Raw genomic sequence first — 21,677 nt, forward strand, 5'->3', positions numbered from 1 at the left:
AGCTGCGCCCGATAGGGTCCGCTTCAGACACATCGGATCGAGTTCGAACGTCACCCCCTGCAACAGAGGTGGCCGGCCGAAGGCCTGACGGAGGGGCGCGCCGGTAGCGACGGGCGATACCCGCTACCGGCGACGACATCCCTCGACGAACGTCGGACGATCCTGCGTTCCTCCGGGAGGAACGGACCGGGTTACAGCCCGACTACACCGCCATCGGTGCGGGTGATGACGATCGTCGCCGAGCGGGGCCGCGCGGTCGATGCGGCGGTCTGGTTCGCCGGCCAGTTGCTGGTCGGGGCCGTCGCGGTGCCGTTTTCACCCGGATGCTGGATGTTGACGAACAAGGTGCGGCCGTCGGGCGAGGTATCGACGCCCGTCACCGCGGCCTCGTTCGGACCAACCAGGAAACGCTTCAGCGTATTCGCGCTCAGCGTCGCGCCGATGCGCGTGGCCTGGGTGGTGCCGCCGGTGTTCGTGATCGTCTTGGCCGCGGCGGTGCCGCCGTCGCCGACCGCGCCGGTACCGAGCGCCACCAGCATCTGGTTGTTGGTCACGTCGCGATAGGCGGTATCGTCGGTCTGGATGAACATCAGCGGGGTACCGGTGCCAGCCGGGCTGCTCGGACGGGCGAAGCGCAAACCTTCCGGACCCGAGAAGTCGTTGGTCGCGGCGAGCCCCGAGATGTTGACGTTCGTCGCGTCGAGATCGGCACCCGCGGCGAATGCGTAGATATCCCAGGTGAAGGTCGTCGCATCGGGCAGGGTGCCCGTCTCGCGCAGGCGGACGATATGACCGTTGCGATTGCCGACCTGCGTGCTCGGCGCATCGACATAGGCACGCGGCGACGCCGGATTGGTGTTCGCCCCCGTCCGCGCGTCGTTGCCGTTCATCGCGATCAGCAACTCGCCGGTGGCCGCGCTGTTTGCGATCCACGACGCACGGTCGAGCGGAGTCGCCGCCAAAATGTCGCCCGCGATTCGCGCATGGGTCAGCACATCCGCCTGGTCGGTGAAAGCGAAGGTCGCGTTGGCCGCGTCGAGCCCGCCCGTACCGAACGTCAGGGGAACCCAGGTACCGGTGCCGTCCGCTGCAAACTTCGCGACATAAAGCGTTCCGGTGTCGAGATATTTGTCGCCGATCGCCATGCGGTCGGTTGCGGACGCATCCGCCACTGCAAAGACGGTGCTCGACACGAACTTGTAGAGATATTCGTTCTGCCCGGCGTCCGCCATGTAGACGGTCGGCTTGATTCCGGCGGAAACCAGGAACTGCTGTACGCCCGAGTGCGCGAAGCGGCCGAGCGCCGTGCGCTTCCGGACGGTGGCGGCCTTGTCATAGGGGTCCATCTCGACGACCCAGCCGAACTGGTTGGGCTCGTTGCGATAGTCGGCGGTGGCGCCGGCACCGGTCGCCTGGGCATCCCAGCGGGCATAGAGGCTGCCAGCGGCCGCTGCGGTTTCCCAGCCGTACAGGCCAGCCGACGCGGTCACGCCGTAGCGGTTGAGCGCATAGACCTGCTTGGCCGTGCGCCGCGCATTGTCGGCCGACGGGCGGCGGAAATAGCGAGCCCATTTCTCTTCGCTGGTCAGCGCGGTGCCCCAGCCGGTGGTGGTGAGGGCGGAATTGCCGATCGTTCCCCGACCCGCCGTGCCGTCGGCCGAGAACGCGGTCTGGAGCAGCGCGTTGCCGCGCACCGGGCCGTTGAAGACCACCGCCGACGACGGGGTGACGCGGCGGTTGTACGCGCTTGCGGTCACCGGGGCCCAGACGTTGCTGGCGTTCGCGGCGACTTCGACGACGCTCAGGCCATGAGCTTCGGTTTCCTTGACGACTTCGGCGGTCGGGCGGACGCCGCCCGGCGCGGTCGGGCCGTTCGGGTGGAGGTATGCCTGGGTGATGCCTTCATGGTTTGTCGCCAGCAGGCCGCGCGCGCTGTTCGACACGTCGATGCCGGTGCCGCTGGCGACCAGACCGAAATACAGGAAACCTGCACCGTTGTCGCCGAAACGGTTGGTGAAGTCGGTGTCCGCGCCGGTATTGCTGTACGCCGACACGCCGCTGGCGATCGGGTCGCCGGTCGCGATCAGCGTGGTGACGGTATAGCCTGCGGGGATCGTCACGCGGTCGTTGCGATTCTTGTCGACCGAGGTGAAGGTCAGCGTGTTGGCCGACGCGGTGATGTTGACGTCGATCGAACTGGCCTGGCCGGCGTTGTCGTTGGCGGTGAAGCGGATGATGATCGTGCTAGACGCCGCCCCGCCGGGTACGATGAAGCTGGTGGTCAGCCCGGTCGTCGCCGACAGGCTGACCGGCGGGCCACTGACCTGGTTGAAGGTGGTCGAGGCGACCGAACCGTTGTCGGTTGCCGTGCCGGTGATGGTCACCCGGGTGCCCGGTGCCGCGGTCGCCGGCGATGCGGTCGCAGTCACGGTCGGTACCGGATCGCTGCTGCCGCTCGACCCGCTGCCGCAAGCGGCGAGCAGCGAGCCGCCGACCATCACGGTCGCAGCGGTCGTCGCCGATCCGCGCAGCGCGTCGCGCCGGGAATAGCGCCGCGCGATCAGATCGCCGAGGGTCGGGGCGGTGCGGGTCGGATCGGTCATCGGAGGTCCTCGAACAAGCAATCGAAACGGGGCGGGTGTCACGCCAGGTCGCCGCTGCTTAGCGCGCGAACGACATTTTGCCACGCCTTTGTCGAACCGCTGCCCGAGGAATGCGGCGGTTTGCGGGCCGGCGCGCTACTCTGCACCGGCCCGCGTCCCCCTTCTACGCCGGGGTCAGAGCCCGACGATCCCGCCATCGGTGCGCTGGATGACGACCGTTGCCGAACGCGGGCGATTGCCCGGGGCGCTGCCCGACTGGCTGGCCGGCCAGTTGCTGGTGATGTTGGTCAGCGTGCCGTCCTCGCCCGGGTGCTGGATGTTGACGAACAGCGTGCGGCCATCGGGCGTCGAATCGACGCCGGTGATCTCGCACTGAACCGGGCCGACCAGGAAACGCTTCAGGCTTGTGCCCGGTGTCTTGCCGACGAAGGTCGTCGTCGTGGTGCTGGCCCCGGCTGCATTGAAATTCGTCACCGTCCGCGCCGCGCCGTCGCCGACCGTGCCGGGGATGGCCGCGAGCATCTGGTTGTTCGTCTGGTCGGTGAAGGCACCGTCGTCGGTCTGGATCCACAGTAGAGGATTGCCTTGGCCCGAGGCGTTCGAGGCGCGGCCGAACCACAGCCCGTCGGGCGAGGAGAAGTCGTTCGAGGCGTCGAGGTTCGACAGGTTGATGTTCTGCGCGTTCAGATCCGATCCGGCACCGAACGCGTAGATGTCCCAGCGGAAGGCGGTCGCTTCGGTCGTGTCACCGCTTTCGCGCAGGCGCAGGATGTGGCCATTGTGGTTGGCGTAGCTCAGGTTCGGCGCGTCCTGATACGACCGCGGGTTCGCCGGATCGGTGTTCGTGCTGGTACGACCCGAATTGTTGGTCAGCGTCAGGTACATCTCGCCCGTGACCGGATTGACCGCGGTCCATTCCGGCCGGTCCATCTTGGTTGCGCCGACGCTGTCCGCGGCCAGGCGGCAATGGGTCAGCACGTCGGCCTGGTCGGCGAAGGGGTAGAGCGTGTTCGACGCCGTCAGCCCGTTCTGGCCAAACACCAGCGGCAGCCACTGACCCGACCCGTCGGCGTTGAACTTCGCGACGTACAGCGTGCCGGTATCGAGATATTTGTCGCCGGTCGCGAGTCGGTCGGTCGCGCTGGCGTCGGCAGCGCTCCATGCCGTCGCCGATACGAATTTGTAGAGATATTCGTTGCGTGCGTCGTCGCCCATGTACCAGGCAGGTTTGCGACCCGCGACGAAGGCGCCCGGCCAGCAGCCTTCATGGTTCATGCGGCCGAGCGCGGTGCGCTTGCGCGGGGTCGCGGTCGGATCATAGGGATCGATGTCAAGTACCCAGCCGAACTGGTTCGGTTCGTTGCGGAAATCCGCGGTTGCCGAGGCCCCGGTCGCCTGTGCGTCCCAGCGACGGTAGAGCGTGTTCGCCGCATCCGACGGCGTGACCGTCGCCCAGCCGTAATTTCCCGATGACGAGGTGACGCCGTAGCGGGCAAGCGCCGTCACTTCCTTCGCGCTGCGCCGCGCATTGTCGGTGCCGGTCGGGCGGCGGAAATAGCCGGCCCAATTTTCCTCGCAGGTCAGCGACGTGCCCCAGGGCGTATAGCCGTTCGCACAATTGTTGATCGTCCCCCGGCCCGCGACGCCGGTCGGCGAATAGGCGGTGAACAACAGCGCGTTGCCGCGTGCCGGGCCCGAGAAGCTGGTCGGCGTGTTCGGCGTGATGCGGCGGTTGAGGCTGCCCGACTGGACATAGCTCCAGGCGCCGGACGACGCTTGCGTCACTTCGACGATGCTGACGCCGTGCGCCTCGATCTCCTTCAGCGCCTCGGCCTCGGGGCGCGCACCACCCGCCGACGTCGGGCCGGCGGGGTGGAGGTAGACCTGGACGATATTCTCGTGATTCATCACCAGCAGCCCGCGCGTGCTGCTGGCATCGTCGCGTCCTGCGCCGGTGGCGGTCAGGCCGAACCAGTGGAGCGCGTCATGCTGGTCGCCCGCACGGGTCGAAAAGCCCGTGTCGGTGCCGTCGTTCCGGTACGCCGCGGTCGCGCCCGAGATCGGGTCGCCGGTACGGTAGAGCACGCTGACGCTGTAGCCCGCGGGCACGGTCACGACGTCGTTCCTGTTCTTGGCGACCGCAGCGAAGCTGAGCGTGGCGGGCTGGATGTTGATCGTGGTGTCGGCGGTCGTCGTACCGCCCTTGTCGTCGGTCGCGCTGAAGCGGATGACGATCGGCGTCGTCGTCGTGACGCCCGGCGCGATGAAGCTGGTCGTGAGACCCGTCGTCGACGAGAGGGTAACGGCCGGGCCGCTGACCTGGGTGAAGCTGGTCGCAGCGATCGTGCCGTTGTCGGTGGCGGTCGCGGTCAGCGTGACGCGGCTGCCGCTCGAGGTCTGGCTGCTCTGGCCGACGCTGATCGTCGGGCGCGGATCGCTCGCGCCGATCTTGTCTTCGCCGCACGCCGCCAACGCCGCGCCGCCGAACACCGCCATCGCCGCCGCTGACGCACCGCCCCGCAGCGCATCGCGTCGCGAATAGCGCCGGTCGATCATGTCGCTGAGCGTCTCGCCACTGCTGCGGTTGGTGTCGACGTCGCCGTCGCTGTAGCCGAAATCGAACGAAGTCATGTGATTGTCCCCCGGGGTGTGCGTCAAATGCCCGCCGGCTTTGGCGGGTGTGGACGACACCGGCGTGACGGGGCGGGGACGATTCGGTTGCGATGGGGTTACGAGTTTGTGACGACCAGCCATCCGCCTCTTCGAGCGGGGAGAGGGCTTCAACAAGCGCCGTCATTCCGGTTAAAGCCCGGCCCATGCCCCCCGAGCGTACCACCCCCAGCCTGGCGCATCGCCTGCGTACCGCGGTGGCGGGCCTCGACACCGGGCACGACCGCCGCGCCGGGGTCGCGGTCGCCATTCTTCTCGCCCTGGCGCCGACGCTTACCTGGGCCGGCGCCCGCTGGACCGAAGCGCGTGTCCGTCAGGACACCGCCGCGATCGAGCGCACTGCACGCTCCCGCCTTGTGACGATCAGCGCCGTGGGCGCGGCGCGGCGCGAACTGGATGACGTGCTCGATACCCCCGGTATCGCCGCGACGCTCGACGGGGTGGCCGGGGCGCTGCCGGCAGGCGCGACGCTGACGCAGGCCGGCCGCACCGCCGATCGCCGTCTGGCGGTGGAAGTCATGGCGCCCGATCCCGATCGTCTCCGCGCCGCCTTGCGCCGCGCGCCCCAGACCGCGCGGCTTCGCGACACCGGCCAGCGCCGCGGCGACGGCGCGATGCTGGTCGCGCTGGAGGAGCCCAAGTGAAGCTGTCGCCGCTCGCATTCGGCACGGTCGGGGGGCTGTCCGCCGCTGCGCTGCTGGCGATCCCCGCTGCCGACGCGCTGCGCGACCTGCGGGCCGCCCGCACGCAGCGCGCGACGCTTGCGCAGATCGCCGCCGACCCCAGCCCGTCGCGGGCGATCGTCATCGATGGCGAGGCGACGGCGGCGCGCGACGCGGGCACCGCGGCCGATCGCCTCGCCGCCCGCGTGCGTGCTGCGGCAACCAAAGCCGGGCTGCTGGTCGAGACCGCCACACCCGCGCCGTCCATGGGACTTGCCCGTGTGCGCCTGACCGTGTCGGGCACCGAAGACGGCGTGATCGGGTTCGCCGACACCCTCGAACGCGCCCGGCCGCTCGCGCGGTTCGCGACGTGGCAGATGACGGCCAAGGGCCGGACCGTAACCTTGAGCGGCGAAGTGGTGAGCCCATGGCAATGATCCGTGCCGAACGAACCGCCGTCGCCGCTGCTGCGCTGGTCGCCATCGCGACGCCCGCGCTCTTGCTCGGCATCGGTCGCGAGCCGGTCCCTGTGGCGCCGGCTGCTCCCGCGCTTCTCGCTGCTCGCTCGCCCGTGGCCGGCACCATCGTCTACACGCGCGACCTATTCGGCGGCGGCGGGGAGGGGGGCTCGATCGAGGACGCACCGCTTCCGGAAGGCGCCCCCCAGCTTGCCGGCATCGTCGGCCGCATCGGCGCCGACGCCGTCGCGATGGTCCGCACCGCTGATGGGCGCACGCGAACAATCGGCGTGGGGGAGAGCGTCGACGGCTGGACGCTGGAGTCGCTGGCGATCGATGCGGGGTATTTCACCCGCGGGGGGCAGAAGGCTCGCGTGCCGTTGCCGGCGGGGGAGTGAAGTGAAGAGCCGCGATGTCATCGCTAGAATCGAAGCCGCGGGCTGGGTTCGCGTGCGGCAGGCCGGCAGCCATATTCAGTTCCGCCATCCCACGCGCCTCGGAACGGTCACGGTGCCCCATCCGAAATCCGATCTGGCGATCGGAACGCTCAAAAGCATCGAGCGCCAGAGCGGTGTAGCGTTGCGATGATCTTCAGCCGATCCGCCGCGCGGCAAGTTCGTGTCGTGCAGCGTCGGCGAGAAAGCCCGAACGATTCTTGGCAACGCGGTCGATCGCGGCAACCAGTCCTTCGTCGAGCGTGATGTTCAAACGCACCGATCGGCCCGGCCGCTCGGCACGCACCAGTATTCGGGCGACCTCGGTCACCTCCGGATCGACTGCGAGCGTATCGAGCGGTGTCGGATCGGCGATCGTGTCGCCATATTCGGCTGCGACGATCAAATGGCCGGCCAAGGCTTCCTCAGCGTTCATCGCCGCCTCCTGCACGGTGGCGCCTGCGGACACGCAGCCGGGGACGTCGGGAAAGAACACGCTGTAGCCATCGTCCGCGCGCTCGATGATGGCAGGATAAAGTACCATAGGCATGGTGTGTATTTATACACACCAACCCGCTGGTTCAAGTCGCCACGCCGTCAGACGAAGCCGGCTGCGCCGGCGCGGCAGCCCGCTTAGTAAATCCCGTCGATTTCCAGCGTCAGCCTAGGCCCCGGCGGGTTGAGCAGCAGGCTGCCCTTCTGTCGCAGCGCCGCTTCGTCGCCCCGCAGGCGGGCGTATTTCCCGTCCGTCGCGGTCTTTGCATCGGCTCCGTCGCGCAGGATCGTGGGCTTGAGGAAGATGAACAGCGTCCGCTTCGTCCGCCCCTCGCGGCGCGACTTGAACAGTTCGCCGACGACGGGGATGTCGCCCAGCACCGGCACCTGGCTCTTCGTCTGTTGGCGATCGTCGGTGATCAGGCCGCCCAGCACGATCGTCTGGCCGTTGTCCGCCAGCACAGTCGTGTTGATCGCGCGCCGGTTGGTTACCAGATTTTCGGCCGACGACAGCGCCGTGCTGACCAGCGATGACGCTTCGCCGGCGATCTCCAGCCGGATCGTATCGCCCGCGTTGATGCGGGGCAGCACGCGCAGTGTCAGGCCGACGTCCTTTCGCTCGACCGTCTGATAAGGGTTGGCGGTACCATTGCCGGTCAGGATCGAACCGGTCACGAACGGTACGTTCTGCGCCGCGACGAATTCGCCCAGCTTGTTGTCGAGCGTCGTCAGTTGCGGCGTCGACAGAAGGTTAGCCTTGGTCGATGTGCTAAGCGCACGGACCAGGATCGAGAAGTCGTTGCCGATTCCGACATTCGCCGACAGCCCCTCGCCAAGCAGCGCACCGGCCGGCAAACCCAGAACGCTGCCCAAAATGGTCCCCAGTGGCGTGATGTTCTGGCCGCTGAACGACGTGCCGCCGCCCTGCACTTGGGTTAGCGCCGCACCGGCCGCGCCGATCTGCACCGCCAGCGCCTCGGCATCCTCGCCGGTGATTTCGGCGATGGCCGCCTCGATCAGCACCTGCGGGCGGCGGACGTCCAAGTCGGGAATCAGCCGTTCGATGCTGGCGATGGCGGTAGGTGTCCCGCGGACGACGATCGCGTTGATGTCGGGGGCGGGCTGGACGGTCAGGTCGGGGGTCGCGAAGCCCTGTGAGGTCGCCGCGGTCTGCTGGCCGAGCTGGGCAGTGGAGACGCCGCCGCTGCTGACGCTGCTGCCGGCGATGTTGCCTGACGCGGTGCCCCCGGTCGCCGCGTTGCTGGCGATCAGCCCGCCCAGCGCACTCGTGGGATTGGTCGACCCAACGCTGGTCGTGCTGCGACTCGACAGGCTCCGTGCGACGGGATTAGTGACCGTCTGCTCCTGCCCCAGAATGCCCCGCAGCACGTCGGTGACGGCTTCGGCATCGGCATAGGCCAGGCGGAAGACGCGCGTCGTTGGCGCGGCGCCACCGGGCGCGTCGAGCGCTTGCGCCATCCGCCGCGCCTCCGCGACTGCCGCCGGCGTACCGCGCACGATGATCGAGTTCGACCGTGCGTCACCCGCCACGCGCGCGCCGCCTTCGCCCATCACGCTCTGAATCGACGCGGCGATATCGGCGGCATTGCCGTTCTTCAGCAGGATGGTGGTGAACGTCGACCCGCCGCCACCGTCCAGGCTGCGGGCCAGTCCTTCGATCCGGCGGACGTTGTCGGCGTAATCGGTCACGACGATCGCATTGGGCTGGGTCAGCGGTTCGACCGAGCCGAAATTGGCGACCAGCGGCCGGACGATCCGCGCCGCGTCGGCGCTCGGCACATTCGACAGGCGGATCATGCGGGTGATCAGTTCCTGCCCGCTCGCCCCGCGGCTCGGCACCCCGCCGTCACGCACCGCATTGGCCTGCGGTATGATCCGCCACGCGCGACCCGACCGCACCGCGGCATAGCCGTTGGCGCGCAGGACGGACTGGAACAGGTCCCACACGCCCGCCTGGCTCAGCGGCTCGGCGGAGGTGACCGTCACCGCGCCCTTGACCGCGGGATCCAGGATCAGCGTGCGGCCGGTCAGCCGGCTGATCTGTTCGGCGACGTCGGCGATCTCGACGCCGCGCATGTTGACGACGATGTCGCTGGGCGCCGGAGTCTGCTGCGCGCTAAGCGCAGTGCCGGCCAGGGCCAAAGCGAGCATCGACAGGCGGATGGGTCGGATCACGTACATATGTCCTAGCGCATCGGGACGGTCACGGTCACCGACCGGCCGTTCCGCAAGATCTGGATCTGGGCCGTCCCGCTCGCCTGCGCGCCCGCGATCGCCGCACGCGCGGCGTCGGGGGAGGTGAGGGGACTGCCGTTCAACTGCTGGATGACGTCGCCCTGCTGCAGCCCGGCCGGAGCGCCGGCACCGATGCGATAGCCGCCCTCGGTCGGCGTCGCGCCGAGCCGCTGGAGCATCGCTTCGGGCGTCGGGCTGGTCGGCGCGGGCGGGGCGGCGGCAGTGACGGCATTGCCCGCGGGTGCGGCCGGTGCGGCACCCGCAGCGGGGGTGGCGCCAGGCGTCGCGAAGGGGTCGGGGAAGGCGAGGAATTCGCTACGCCCGCCGTTGTTCAGAATGACGCGGTTGATTTGAATGGCGCTGATCGTCGCACCGCCGACGGCCTCGCCGACCTTGAAGGGTTTCATCGCGTCGCTGCCCGACTGGATATAGGCGATCGACAGCTCGGCGGGACGCGCGAAGACGATGCCCTTCAACGTCAGTTGCAGCGTCGTCGGCGTCGCACTGTCGGCATCCGCCCCGGCGCGGCCGAAGGGCGCCAGTGCGAGCGTGGGGCCAAGATCCGGCACCGGCGGCGCCGTGCGCATCGGCGGCACGGTGATCGCCCCGACATCGGCATGACCGCCCAGCCGCCATGTCAGGCCGGCGAGCGCGAAGGCGACCGACACGACCACCGCGCCGGTGAACACGTTCAGCACGATTCGCTGGCGATAGGGGGTAAGGTCGAACCGGCGGAGGATCATCGCCGCCCCTCTTGCGTCACCGGCTCGCCCGTGTCGAGGAATCCGTCGAGCGAGGCGGTCGGCGAGGTTTGGCCCTCCGCATAGACATCGACCCGGACGCGGGCGATCGCGGGGTCGGCGGTGGCCCGTTGCACCGTGCGGACCAGCCAGTTGGTGTCGAGCATCGTCACCCGTTCGGGCGCGGGAATGCCGGCGTTGAGTTCGGTCAGCCGATTCTCCGCCACCCACATCGCAGCCGAGCGCTGCTCCATCGCGCGGGTCGAATCGATATGCTGCTCGACCGCGCCGACCAGACCCACCGTCGCCACCGCCAGCACCGCAAGCGCGACCAGCGCCTCGATCAGCGAGAAGCCGTCGGTGTCGGTCCCCCCCAAATGCGTCACGTCGGCTGCGCTCCGGCGCGGGTGACGGTGGAGGTCAGTCCGTCGTAGCGCACGACCCAGGTCTGGTCACCGCTGACGAGCGTCGCGGTCAGCGGCTTCGACAGGCCATCGACGCCGAGCACCAGCGGAGGCGGCTGGTCGAGCGTCATCGCGACGCCACCGGGAAGGGCGTGGTAATCGAGTTTCGGCGTGCCCTTAGGGATGACACCGTCCGACGCGACTTTGGCAAAGCCATAGCCGCTGTCGTCGATCGTCAGCGCGACCATCCGGTCGCCCAGCATCGCGTCATCGCCCGCCGCCTCCAGCCGGGTGGCGAAGCGGCGGGCTTCCGATTCGACCGACGGCGCGCGGGTGGCCGACCCGATCGCCAACGCAATCCCGCCCGAGGCGATGCCGATGATCGCGAGGACGATCAGCATCTCGACCAGGGTCATGCCGGCGTCAGATCCTCCCCGGCACGGGGAGGGGGACCGCCCGCGAAGCGGGTGGTGGAGGGGGCGGGCGGCAACCGAGTTGCTCGCGGAGGTCCCCCTCCACCACGCTGCGCGTGGTCCCCCTCCCCGTGCCGGGGAGGATGCGGAGGCCACCCCTCCAATCACCGCCCGGCCACGATATCCGCATCGAGCCCTTCGCCGCCCTCGGCGCCGTCCTTGCCCAGGCTTTTCAGCGAAAATCCGCCCGGTGCCGGCGAGACATAGACATAATCCCGGCCCCAGGCGTCCTTGGGCGGCTGGCCGACATAGCCTTCGGGGTTCCAGTTGCTCGGGATCGGGGCGGTCGTCGGCTTTTCGGCCAGCGCCTTCAGCCCCTGCGCGGTCGACGGATAGTCGCCATTGTCCAGGCGATACATCTTCAGCGCCGCGCTGATCGTGCGCATGTCGGTGGTCGTGGTCGTCACGCGGGCCTGGTCGGGCCGGCTGAGGATGCCGGTGCTGACGATCATCCCGGCGATGACCGCAATGATGACCAGCACGACGATCATCTCGACCAGGGTCACGCCCTCATCGTTCGGGCGCTTGCGGCGGCGCGCCGCGGCTGCCACGGTGTCACGAAACTGTCGGAAAAGAGTGCGCATTCGCTCGCCCATGATTATCACGCGTGACACCCATGTTACAGTCGAAGCGGCCCCGCACGCCAGCCTCGACGCATCCGGCCCGGCGGGCGTCTGGACGCTGGCGGGCGAGGCGCTGGTCGCGTCGGATGCCGATGGGCCCGCTACCGTACTCGTGCCCAACGAAGCGGTTCGCCTTTTGGCGGTCGATCTGCCGCTGCCGACACGCGCCAGGCGGCTGGCTGCGCTGCCGTTCGCGGTCGAGGAACTGATCGCCGAGCCGATCGACAGCGTGCATCTGGCGCTGGGCATCGAACTCAGCCCCAAACGCTATCTCGTCGGCGTCGTCCGCCACGACCGGATGGCGGAATGGATCGCTCGGATAGAGGCGGAGGGCCTTGGTCACGCAGCGCTGGTCCCCGACGCGCTCGCGCTGCCCCAGCCGGCGGCGGGGGAATGGGCGGTCGAACTGGGCGCGACCCGCGCACTGGTCCGCGCTGGCGACGGCACCGGCTTTGCGATCCCCGCGGCCCTGCTGCGCACCGCTTGGGATGCCGCGGGCCAGCCGCGGACGATCGCGTACGGCACCGCACTGCCGGCCGACATGACCGACAGCACGGACGCACTGGCGCTCGATCCGCTCGCCCGGCGGCTGCTCGCCCCGGCGCTCGACCTGCGCCAGGGGATCTATGCCGTGCGCCGGACGGGGTCGGGGTTCTGGCGCAAACTCGCGACGGTCGCCGTGCTCGGCCTGCTCGCCCATGTCGTGATCGCCGCGCTGGACACGCTGGCACTGCGCAACATCGCCAATGCCCGCGTGGCCGAGACGCGCGAACTGGTCGCTACCAGAGCCCCCGGGACGGCGCTGCCGGAGGAGGGCCTGGCCGGCGCCGTCACCGACCTGTTGCCGCGACCTGGCGCCGGGGGCGGGGCCAACCCGTTCCTCGGTGCCGCCGCCCGCCTGTCGGCCGCGCTCACCCCGCTCGGCGCCGATTTGTCCGTCCGCACGATGCGGACCGAAGGCACGTCGCTGATCGTCGATCTCGACAGCACCGACCCCGGCTTCGCCGGCCGGGTCCGCACCACCCTGTCGAGCGGCGGAATTGACGCCGCGGTCGCGCCGATCGATGGCGGCGTGCGCATCACGAGCCCGCTGGCATGAAGCCTAAATCTTTTGTGGCGATCCGCATCGTCGAACACCCCACGATCGAGCGCATCCGCGTCTGGTGGGTCGGCCTGACCCCACGCGAACGCTTGCTGATCGGGACGCTGGGCGCGCTCCTCACCTTCGCGATCCTCGTGTTCGGCGTCGTCAAGCCGCTCCAGGCCAGCCGCGCCGAATCGCTGGCCGATATCCGCACCTACGAAACGCTGATGGCTCGCGTGAACGCCGCCCCCGCGCTTGGTCCCCAGGCGACCGGCCCCCAGCCGCGTACCGGCACCGCCGCGGAGATCGTGACGCAATCCGCCGCCAGCTTCGGGCTGCAAGTGCAGGTGGAGGCGACCCCGACCGGCGTCCGCGCGACCGTCGCCGACGCGCCGTACGACGCAGTGGTCAACTGGATGGCCGACATCGCCCGCACCTCGACACTCGCCGCCACCCGCGTCGACATCCAGAAACGCCCGACCCCGGCGCGCGTCTTCGCGCAGATCGAGTATCGCGGATGACCGACACGCTGATCGTCGATACGCTTAGCCCGCCGGCGCTGCTGCCCTACGGCTTCGCGCGCAAGGGCGGGGTGTTGCTGCGCGGCGGCGAATGCCTCCACCGCACCGACGCCGCCCTCGATGCGTTGCTGGAGGTTCAGCGGCTCCACCCCGCCGTCGTCTTCATCTCGGTCACCGACGAAGCCTTCGATGCAGCGCTGTCCGCCACCTACGGCCAGGGGGCGGCGCAGGCCGCCGAGTTCGAGATGGACGCGACCGACCTCGCGGCGTTGGCCGATTCGGTTGGTCCGGTCGACGATCTGCTCGATTCGAACGACGATTCGCCCGTCATCCGCCTGATCAATGCGATCCTGCTGGAGGCGGTGAAGGAGGGCGCGTCCGACGTCCATGTCGAGACGACCGAGAAGCGCCTGGTCGTCCGCTTCCGCATCGACGGCGTGCTGCGCGACGTCGTCGAACCGCAGCGGGCGCTGGCGCCGTTGCTGGTCAGCCGCATCAAGGTCATGGCGAAGCTCGACATCGCCGAAAAGCGCGTCCCGCAGGACGGCCGCGTGACGCTCAGGATCGGCGGCCACGACGTCGATGCGCGCGTGTCGACCATCCCGACCCAGCATGGCGAGCGTGTCGTGATGCGTCTGCTCGAGAAGGGCTCGCTGCGATTGGACCTCGCCGGCCTCGGCATGAGCGAGCGCGACGTCGACACCTTCCGCCGGCTGCTCGACCGGCCGCACGGCATGCTGCTGGTCACCGGGCCGACCGGCTCGGGCAAGACGACGACGCTGTACGCCGCGCTGTCCCGCCTCAACGACCGCAAGCGCAACGTGATGACGGTCGAGGACCCGATCGAATATGAACTCGCCGGCGTCGCCCAGACGCAGGTCAACCCACGCACCGACATGACCTTCGCGCGGGGGCTGCGGGCGATCCTTCGTCAGGACCCCGACGTCATCATGGTCGGCGAAATCCGCGACCAGGAAACTGCCGAAGTCGCGGTGCGGTCGGCGATGACCGGGCATTTCGTGCTGTCGACCCTGCACACCAACAGCGCGGTCGGGTCGGTCACGCGCCTGCTCGATATGGGCGTCGAGCGCTATCTGCTCGCCCCGATGCTGGTCGGCCTCGCGGCGCAGCGATTGGTGCGGCGGCTGTGCCCCGACTGCCGTTGGGAAGACACCGCAACCGAAGCCGATTCACGGCTGCTGGGCGGCGCGCTGAAGGTCGGCAAGCGTGTGTGGCGCGCCGGCGGCTGCGAAGCCTGCCACGGCGAGGGCTATCGCGGCCGCGCCGGCATCTATGAGGTCATCGCGGTCGACAGCCAGTTGCAGGCGTTGATCCACGATGGCGCATCGGAAGCGAAACTCGAAAAGCTCGCGAGAGCGAATAATCCGTCGCTGCTGGACGATGGCGTGGCCAAGGTGAAGGCCGGGGTGACGACCGTCGAGGAGGTCGCGCGCGTGACGCGGGACGAGGCATGACAATCCTCCCCTGCCAGGGGAGGGGGCATCGCGTAGCGATGACGGAGGGATGTCCCCGTCTCGATAGCGCGACACCCCTCCGTCAGGCCTGCGGCCGGCCACCTCCCCTTGCAGGGGAGGATTGAGAATGCCCGCCTATGCCTACCGCGCGGCGGATCGCTCCGGCGCCACCAAGAAAGGGGTCATCGAAGCCGCCTCCGCCCCCGCTGCCCGCGCGATGTTGCGCGAGCGCTCGCTGCTGCCCCTTGCGGTCGAGCCGGCGGGCGCCAAGCCGCAGACGGCCGGCAGCATCACGCTGCCCAGCCTCCGCCGCGGGGTCAGCGCGAAACAGCTCGCAACGCTCACGCGCCAGCTCGCGACGCTCATCGGGTCCGAAATCCCGGTCGAAGAAGCGCTGCGACTGGTCGCCCAGCAGTCCGAAGCGCGGCAGGTCAGCGCTCTCCTGCTCGACGTGCGCGGCAGCATCCTCGACGGGCGCAGCTTCGCCGCCGCGCTCGGCAACCACCCCAAGGCCTTCCCCGAATTCTATCGCGCCTCGGTTGCGGCCGGCGAGAATAGCGGGCGTCTGACCCATGTGCTCAATCACCTCGCCCAGTTCGTCGAAACGCGGCAAGCCAATGCGCAGAAGCTGCAACTGGCACTGATCTACCCCGCGCTGCTCGCGACCGTGTCGGTCGGCATCATCGTGCTGCTGATGATCTACATCGTCCCCGACATCGTCCGCGTGTTCGTATCGCGCGGCGCGGAGCTGCCGTTCCTGACGCGCGCGCTGATCGCGATTTCGGCGTTCCTGCAGAATTGGGGGCTGGCGCTGCTGCTTGCGTTGCTTGTCTTGGGGCTGATCGTCGGACGGTGGCTGCGCGTGCCGGCCAACCGGCTGAAGCTCGACCGCATGTTCGCCGAACGTCGCCCGTTCAAGCGCTTCAGCCGCCAGCATAATGCCGCACGCTTCGCCGGCAGTCTGGCGACCCTGGTCGAAAGCGCGGTGCCTTTGGTCGAGGCGCTGCAAGCCGCGGCTGCCGTTACGCCCAACCGCCACATCCGCGACCGCGCGCTGACCGTAGCCGCGCGCGTGCGGGAGGGGTTGAGCCTGCGTGCGGCGATGGCCGAGGCGGCGGTGTTCCCGTCGATGCTGACCGCGCTGGTCGCGAGCGGCGAAAGCTCGGGCAAGCTCGCCCCGGCACTGGGGCGGGCCTCGAGTGAACTCGACCGCGAACTCGACGCGCTGGCGGCGACGCTGGTTGCGCTGGTCGAGCCGATGGTGCTGCTGCTGATGGGCGGAATGGTGTTGATGATGGTGCTGGCGATCCTGCTGCCGATCATCAATCTGAACAATTTGGTGTCCATTTAAGCCCTCGCCCCTTTAGGGGAGAGGGGAAAGGGGCTCACCGAGACCGGCACTGGAGGATAGGCCCCTCTCCCAACCCTCTCCCCTGAAGGGGAGAGGGCTTATCAGATCTTCCCCCGGATACTCCCGCCCGGCGGCAGGCCGACGAATGGCAGCACCGCGGCGCCTTCGGGTGTCAGCTGAACGTCGACCGTGCCGTTGCCGCCCAGCGTCATCGTCAGCAGCGTGCGGCGCCGCTGGGTCGCCGGGGCCAGCGTGATCGTCGAGCGATCGCCGACGTGGTTCGCAGTCAGCACCAATGCCGGCACCGGCGTCGCCACGCCGCCTGCCTTCGGCCGGCAACTGCCGGGATCGGTCAGCAACTGCCCTTCGACCATCTGCCCCGATCCGCCCAGTTTCGCCCTGGGAAAATCGAGCTGCATCGTCATGTCGCACACGAACGGCAGGTCGGGCTGAATCGCCTGCAACAGCGTGCCGTCGGCCGACCCGGTCATCGCGTCGACGGTGGTCGACGACGGGCCGATCAGCGCGCGTCCGCCGAGGTTCGTCGCGGCGCCCTTCGCGCTCCAGTCCGCGGCAAAGGCCAGCGTGACCAGGCTCCGGAGTGGCGCCCAGCCCCATGACAGCACGCTGCCCCCGGCCAGCCCCACTTCGCCGTTCCACACGGTCCCCCCGACGCCCGTCCGCCACGCCCCGCGATCGACGATCGCGCTCGCGGGGATCGTCGCGACCATCGCGACGGCGTAAGCGGCTATCCCGAGCCCGGTGAAGCGGATAAGACGGCGGCGCGCGGCGTGGCGCGCGATATCGGAGGATACAGGTGAATCGTCGGGACGCTCTGAGGCTTCTGCGATCCGGCCTCGTCGTATCAGCGGCGTCATCGGCTCTTCCCCTCTGGGCCGCCAAGAAGGTGGACAAGCGACCCGTCGCGCTGCTGCTGCCAATGACCGGCGAGCGTCAGCAGCTGGGGCTTAGCATGCAGCGCGCGGCGATGCTTGCCGAAACCGACGCGAAACTGATGTTCGCGCTCGACACCGCCGGCACGGCGGGCGGCGCCAGCGCGGCGGCGACCCAGGCGATGAAACGCGGCGCGGCGATGATCCTGGGGCCGCTGACGTCGTGGGAAGCGACTGCGGCGGCGGGCGCGGTGGCCGGCAAGGTGCCGGTCATCGCCTTTACCAACAGTGCATCCGCGCAGGCGTCGGGTGCGTTCGTCTTCGGCCTGACGCCCGTCCAGACCACGACTGCGGTGTTGCGCTATGCCCGTTCGCGCGGCGTCAGGAGCGTTACCGTCGTCGGCGACGGCAGCCAGTGGAGCAATGCCGCGTCCGAAGCCGCAGTGAAGGCGCAGGGCGACCTGGGCCTCGATATCCGCGCGATCGCGGTAACGGCGGGCCAGCCCCTGCCGGCGGCGGGCGACGCACCCGACGCGGTGCTGATCCCCGGCAGCGGCGATGCGGTGCTGGCGGCGGCACGTGGGCTGAAGGACACGGGCGTGCAGTTGCTCGGCACGGTCCAGGCGCTCGACAATCGGCCATCGGCACTGGCGGCACTGGAAGGCGCATGGATCGCCGCGCCGGACCCGGCGGCGTTCGGCAGCTTTTCCGCAGAGTATGAGTCGCGGATCGGCGGCGCCCCCGGTGCCATCACCGCGCTGGCCTATGACGCCGCCAAGATTGCAAAGACGCTGCGCGCGGCGAATGCGCTCAGCCGCGAGGGGCTGTTGGCCGCGGACGGTTTCTCCTGCGTTACCGGCACCGTCCGCTTCCGCGCCGACGGCAGCTGCTCGCGCGACCTGGCGATCCTGCTGGCGGGCGCGGACGGGTATCGGAGCGTCGCAACCAGCCGGGGGGCGTGAGGGTGGCGGCTACCGCATCATCTTCACCCATGGGTGTTAGCGTTCCCCGGCGAAGGCCGGGGTCCAGTTGCAAACCGTGAATGCTTCCCGGCCAGCGACGGCGCCTGGGCCCCGGCCTTCGCCGGGGAACGGTTTCGGTTCCGGGAGCCGGTCGTCGCGTTGCGCTGACACCGGCAAAAGGTGCGGGGACGACGGCTTCACCCTGATCGAATTGATGATCTCCCTCCTGCTTTTCGCGCTGATCGCGGTGGCGGGGGTGGCGCTGGTCGACAGCGTGCTGGGCGTGCAGGGCCGTACCGAAGCTCGTCTCGATCGCCTGACCGCACTCCAGCGCGCGATGCTGGTCGTCACCGGCGACGTCGAACAGGTCGCGAGCGGGAATATCGAGGGCGGGGGGGCCGCTCTCTCGCTGCGTCGCGCCGCACCGGGTGTCGGCGGCCCGCCGATCACCATCCGCTACGCGCTCGACCGCGGCGTGCTGGTGCGCGATGCGGGCAACGGCGCGCAGGCATTGCTGCGCGATGTCGCGGGCGTCCGCTGGCGCTTTGCCGAGCAGGGCAATTGGCTCGAGCGCTGGCCGGCGGGCGACCCCAAGGCCTGGCCTGGCGCGATCGAGCTGGAAGTCACGCTGGCCGGCGCCCCCGCCGGCACCATCCGACGCGTCGTCGCGCTGCCGGTGCGGGCGAAGGACGTCAGCTGATGTCGCGGGACGATGATTCGGGGATGATCCTGGTCAACGTGCTGATGTTCGTCGCCATCGCAGCCGGGCTCGTCCTGCTGATGATCGAGCGCGAGGAACTGGCGCTCGACCGATCCCTGCGCGTTCGCGAAGCGGCGCGGGCGGCCGCGGTGGTGAAGGGCGGCGAGCTGTCGGCCATCGCCGCGCTCCGGCGCGACGCGATCGTCGCGCCGGAGGTCGACAATGTCGGCGAGCCATGGGCGACGTTGGCGGAAAATGGCGCAAAGATCGATGGCGGTACTTTCGACCTGGCGATTGCCGATGCGGAGGGGCGATTCAACGTCAACGCGCTGCGTTCGGGCAGTGCCGCGGCGGTCATCCTCTTCGAACAGATCGCCGCTGCCGCCGGCGTCGATCGCGACACGACGTTGAAGGCGGTCGAGGCGGTGCGCGCCTACGGCCCGTTCACCGACCTGCGCCCCCTGCGCTTCGCCGGCCTGTCGCCCGAATCCCTGACGAAGATCGAGGCGCTGGTGACCGCGCTGCCCGGCGACACCGCGATCAACCTCAACGCCGCGACGCCAGAGGTGCTTGCCCTCCTGTTCCGCGATCCCGCCATTGCCGACCGGCTGGTGCGAACGCGAGCGCGAAAGGGCTTTCTGACGCTGGAGGATCTGTCGGCGGAAAATGTGTCGCTGCCGCCGGGCGCGTCGTTTCGCTCCAACACCTTCTGGGTCCGCACGCGCGCGCGGATCGGCGATACGACGCAGCAGGGCGTGACCCTGATCCAGCGTTCCATCGACGAGCAGGGGGTACGGCGGACGGTGCCGGTCGAACGCTGGTCGGGCGCCGCGATCCCACCCGATGCGCCGGCCTTTGGTCAGGCGGGATAGTAACCGCTGAAACTATCGCGTAGATTGGCGCACTCATCTCCGTTCGTGCTGAGCTTGTCGAAGCATCGTTCTTTGTGCCGTGAGCCAAGCGGGGTTATCGCAGTACGGTGCTTCGACAGGCTCCGCACGAACGGTTAGAGGTCTGTCCCAAATCCCATGCCCGAACCCAGTCTGTCCGTCCGCGCCAATGTCGACCGCCCGATCAGCGTGGTCGAGCTGTTCACCATCGGCATCGGCCCATCGAGCTCGCACACCGTCGGCCCGATGCGCGCGGCCAAGGCGTTTGCCGAAAGCGTCGTCGACCGTGCCCCGGTCGCTATCACTGCGACGCTGCACGGCAGCCTCGCGCTGACCGGCCTTGGCCACGCCAGTGATACCGCGGTGCTGGTCGGCCTGTCGGGCTGGGCGCCCGAAGCGGTCGATCCCGACGCGATCGCGCCGATGGTCACGGCGATCCGCGAGGGGCGGACGCTCAAGCTTGCCTGTACGCATGACGTGCCGTTCGACCCGCAGACCGATCTGATCTTCGACCCCGGTTTCCTGCCCGCGCACCCCAACGGCATGACTTTCGTCGCGCGGTTCGCCGACGGCAGCGAGGAACAGCGTCGCTATTATTCGATCGGCGGTGGCGCGATCATCGCGGAAGGGGAGGAGGTTTCGCGCGCCAACGTCCAGCTGCCGCACCCCTTTTCGTCGGGCGCCGAGATGCTGGCGCTGGCGGCAGCCGAAGGCTGTTCGATCGCCGAGCTCGAGCGTGCCAACGAGGCCGCCTGGCGATCGGAATGCGAAACCGACGCGTTCCTCGACCGCGTGCGCGACGCGATGCTGACAAGCATCCGCCGCGGAGTCGCGACCGACGGCATTCTGCCCGGCGGGCTGAAGGTCCCGCGCCGCGCGAAGGCGCTCCACGACAAGCTTGCCGAGCGCGGGCCCCGTAGCGACCCATCGGCGGTGTTCGACTGGGTGAGCCTATGGGCGCTGGCAGTGAACGAGGAAAATGCCGGCGGTGGCCGCGTCGTGACGGCGCCGACCAATGGTGCTGCGGGCGTCATCCCGGCGGTCCTCAAATATTACGAGACGTTCGTCCACGGCGCGACGCGCAGTGGAAGCCGCGACCTGCTGCTGACGGCGTCGGCGATCGGCAGCCTGTACAAGAAGCGCGCGTCGATCTCCGCGGCGGAAATGGGCTGCCAGGGCGAGGTGGGTGTCGCCTGTTCGATGGCGGCGGCCGGGCTGGCGGCAGCGCTCGGGGGTACGCCCGCGCAGGTCGAGAATGCCGCCGAGATCGGCATGGAGCACAACCTCGGCCTCACCTGCGATCCGATCGGCGGCCTCGTCCAGATCCCCTGCATCGAACGCAACACGATGGGCGCGATCAAGGCGATCAACGCCGCCTATCTGGCGCTCCACGGCGATGGCAGCCATGTCGTCAGCCTGGATGCCGTCATCGAGACGATGCGCCAGACCGGCGAGGACATGCGGTCCAAATACAAGGAAACCAGCCAGGGCGGATTGGCGGTGAACGTCGTCGAATGTTGAGCGTTGAGCGGTCGCGGCCTTCAGCCGCGTAAGGGAGCTATCATGAGCGACGACCGTTCGGCCGCAGGCGCGGCCACCGAAAACATGCAAGCCGCCGGCGAGGCGATGAAGGCGACCGGCGAGCGGATGGCCGACAGCGGCGCCAGCGTCGGCGCCAAGATGCTCGACCAGGCGGAGGAAAACGTCCGCGAAGCCTTCGCTGCGATGCGCGCCGCCACGCAGGCGAAGGACCTGTCGGAAGTGATGAAGATCCAGGGCGACTATCTGCGGGACCAGGGCAGCCGCGCAATGGCGCAGGCGCGCGAGATCAGCGAGATGATCGTTCAGTTCGGGAAAGATACCACCGACGCGATGCGCGGTGGGATGAAGGGGTGACACCGTAACTCCTCCCCCAGCTCGTCTGGGGGAGGGGGACCGCGCCCGCAGGGCGTGGTGGAGGGGCATTCCACCCATCATGGGAGC

Annotated in this window: 22 protein-coding genes; 13 read left to right on the plus strand and 9 right to left on the minus strand. The window is 69.1% G+C overall.

The window, feature by feature from the left end:
- Positions 1-191: 191 nt before the first annotated feature.
- The gene (locus JW805_03500) at positions 192-2,603 is read right to left on the minus strand and encodes a DUF839 domain-containing protein (protein MBN2971080.1); all 2,412 of its coding nucleotides are present in this window, start codon (positions 2,601-2,603) and stop codon (positions 192-194) included.
- A 174-nt stretch (positions 2,604-2,777) separates the two neighbouring features.
- Positions 2,778-5,234, minus strand: coding sequence for a PhoX family phosphatase (locus JW805_03505; GenBank protein ID MBN2971081.1), 2,457 nt, complete (start codon positions 5,232-5,234; stop codon positions 2,778-2,780).
- Between the two features lie 185 nt (positions 5,235-5,419).
- Between JW805_03505 and JW805_03510 the strand changes: the two genes are divergently transcribed.
- From JW805_03510 to JW805_03525, 4 genes are read left to right on the plus strand one after another with little or no spacing between them, the layout of a single operon-like run.
- Complete coding sequence (locus JW805_03510) at positions 5,420-5,917, plus strand: hypothetical protein (protein ID MBN2971082.1); 498 nt, start codon at positions 5,420-5,422, stop codon at positions 5,915-5,917.
- Complete coding sequence (locus tag JW805_03515) at positions 5,914-6,372, plus strand: hypothetical protein (protein MBN2971083.1); 459 nt, start codon at positions 5,914-5,916, stop codon at positions 6,370-6,372. The genes JW805_03510 and JW805_03515 overlap by 4 nt, the downstream gene beginning before the upstream one ends.
- Positions 6,363-6,791 (plus strand): hypothetical protein, encoded by a 429-nt coding sequence (locus JW805_03520; protein ID MBN2971084.1) that lies wholly within the window; start codon positions 6,363-6,365, stop codon positions 6,789-6,791. The genes JW805_03515 and JW805_03520 overlap by 10 nt, the downstream gene beginning before the upstream one ends.
- Before the next feature lies 1 nt (position 6,792).
- Positions 6,793-6,981, plus strand: a complete 189-nt coding sequence (locus tag JW805_03525; GenBank protein MBN2971085.1) for a type II toxin-antitoxin system HicA family toxin — start codon at positions 6,793-6,795, stop codon at positions 6,979-6,981.
- A gap of 3 nt (positions 6,982-6,984) precedes the next feature.
- Here the strand turns inward: JW805_03525 and JW805_03530 are convergent, their stop codons facing one another.
- The 6 genes from JW805_03530 to gspG form a co-directional block, all read right to left on the minus strand.
- On the minus strand, positions 6,985-7,371 hold the full coding sequence (locus JW805_03530; protein ID MBN2971086.1) for a type II toxin-antitoxin system HicB family antitoxin: 387 nt from the start codon (positions 7,369-7,371) through the stop codon (positions 6,985-6,987).
- Positions 7,372-7,460: 89 nt separating this feature from the next.
- Positions 7,461-9,518, minus strand: coding sequence for a type II secretion system secretin GspD (gene gspD / locus JW805_03535; GenBank protein ID MBN2971087.1), 2,058 nt, complete (start codon positions 9,516-9,518; stop codon positions 7,461-7,463).
- 11 nt (positions 9,519-9,529) lie between these two features.
- Complete coding sequence (locus tag JW805_03540; protein MBN2971088.1) at positions 9,530-10,321, minus strand: PDZ domain-containing protein; 792 nt, start codon at positions 10,319-10,321, stop codon at positions 9,530-9,532.
- Positions 10,318-10,704: a type II secretion system minor pseudopilin GspI gene (gspI, locus tag JW805_03545; GenBank protein MBN2971089.1), complete on the minus strand. Its 387-nt coding sequence runs from the start codon at positions 10,702-10,704 to the stop codon at positions 10,318-10,320. Before gspI ends, JW805_03540 begins: the two co-directional genes overlap by 4 nt.
- Positions 10,701-11,138 carry a prepilin-type N-terminal cleavage/methylation domain-containing protein gene (locus tag JW805_03550; protein MBN2971090.1) on the minus strand — a complete coding sequence of 146 codons (438 nt, stop codon included), beginning with the start codon at positions 11,136-11,138 and terminating at the stop codon, positions 10,701-10,703. The genes gspI and JW805_03550 overlap by 4 nt, the downstream gene beginning before the upstream one ends.
- A gap of 161 nt (positions 11,139-11,299) precedes the next feature.
- Positions 11,300-11,779, minus strand: a complete 480-nt coding sequence (gspG, locus tag JW805_03555) for a type II secretion system major pseudopilin GspG (protein MBN2971091.1) — start codon at positions 11,777-11,779, stop codon at positions 11,300-11,302.
- 10 nt (positions 11,780-11,789) lie between these two features.
- On the opposite strand from gspG, the gene JW805_03560 reads away from it, so the two are divergent.
- From JW805_03560 to JW805_03575, 4 genes are all read left to right on the plus strand, one after another.
- Complete coding sequence (locus tag JW805_03560) at positions 11,790-12,917, plus strand: hypothetical protein (GenBank protein MBN2971092.1); 1,128 nt, start codon at positions 11,790-11,792, stop codon at positions 12,915-12,917.
- Positions 12,914-13,423 (plus strand): type II secretion system protein M, encoded by a 510-nt coding sequence (locus tag JW805_03565; GenBank protein ID MBN2971093.1) that lies wholly within the window; start codon positions 12,914-12,916, stop codon positions 13,421-13,423. Before JW805_03560 ends, JW805_03565 begins: the two co-directional genes overlap by 4 nt.
- Complete coding sequence (gspE, locus tag JW805_03570) at positions 13,420-14,898, plus strand: type II secretion system ATPase GspE (protein MBN2971094.1); 1,479 nt, start codon at positions 13,420-13,422, stop codon at positions 14,896-14,898. The genes JW805_03565 and gspE overlap by 4 nt, the downstream gene beginning before the upstream one ends.
- Before the next feature lie 127 nt (positions 14,899-15,025).
- Complete coding sequence (locus tag JW805_03575; GenBank protein ID MBN2971095.1) at positions 15,026-16,249, plus strand: type II secretion system F family protein; 1,224 nt, start codon at positions 15,026-15,028, stop codon at positions 16,247-16,249.
- A gap of 101 nt (positions 16,250-16,350) precedes the next feature.
- On the opposite strand, the gene JW805_03580 is transcribed toward JW805_03575, so the two are convergent.
- Positions 16,351-17,127 (minus strand): hypothetical protein, encoded by a 777-nt coding sequence (locus JW805_03580; GenBank protein ID MBN2971096.1) that lies wholly within the window; start codon positions 17,125-17,127, stop codon positions 16,351-16,353.
- A 29-nt stretch (positions 17,128-17,156) separates the two neighbouring features.
- Here JW805_03580 and JW805_03585 point away from each other — a divergent pair, with 29 nt between their 5' ends.
- The 5 genes from JW805_03585 to JW805_03605 all read left to right on the plus strand — a co-directional run bounded on the left by JW805_03585 (position 17,157) and on the right by JW805_03605 (position 21,590).
- Positions 17,157-18,104 (plus strand): penicillin-binding protein activator, encoded by a 948-nt coding sequence (locus JW805_03585; protein MBN2971097.1) that lies wholly within the window; start codon positions 17,157-17,159, stop codon positions 18,102-18,104.
- A 214-nt stretch (positions 18,105-18,318) separates the two neighbouring features.
- Positions 18,319-18,804, plus strand: coding sequence for a hypothetical protein (locus tag JW805_03590; GenBank protein MBN2971098.1), 486 nt, complete (start codon positions 18,319-18,321; stop codon positions 18,802-18,804).
- On the plus strand, positions 18,804-19,676 hold the full coding sequence (locus JW805_03595) for a general secretion pathway protein GspK (GenBank protein ID MBN2971099.1): 873 nt from the start codon (positions 18,804-18,806) through the stop codon (positions 19,674-19,676). Before JW805_03590 ends, JW805_03595 begins: the two co-directional genes overlap by 1 nt.
- 156 nt (positions 19,677-19,832) lie before the next feature.
- Entirely contained in the window at positions 19,833-21,215 is a 1,383-nt protein-coding gene (locus tag JW805_03600) for an L-serine ammonia-lyase (protein ID MBN2971100.1), read from the plus strand.
- 42 nt (positions 21,216-21,257) lie between these two features.
- Complete coding sequence (locus tag JW805_03605) at positions 21,258-21,590, plus strand: phasin family protein (GenBank protein ID MBN2971101.1); 333 nt, start codon at positions 21,258-21,260, stop codon at positions 21,588-21,590.
- Positions 21,591-21,677: the final 87 nt, after the last annotated feature.

Source organism: Roseomonas aeriglobus, from assembly GCA_016937575.1.
Taxonomy (GTDB): domain Bacteria; phylum Pseudomonadota; class Alphaproteobacteria; order Sphingomonadales; family Sphingomonadaceae; genus Sphingomonas; species Sphingomonas aerigloba.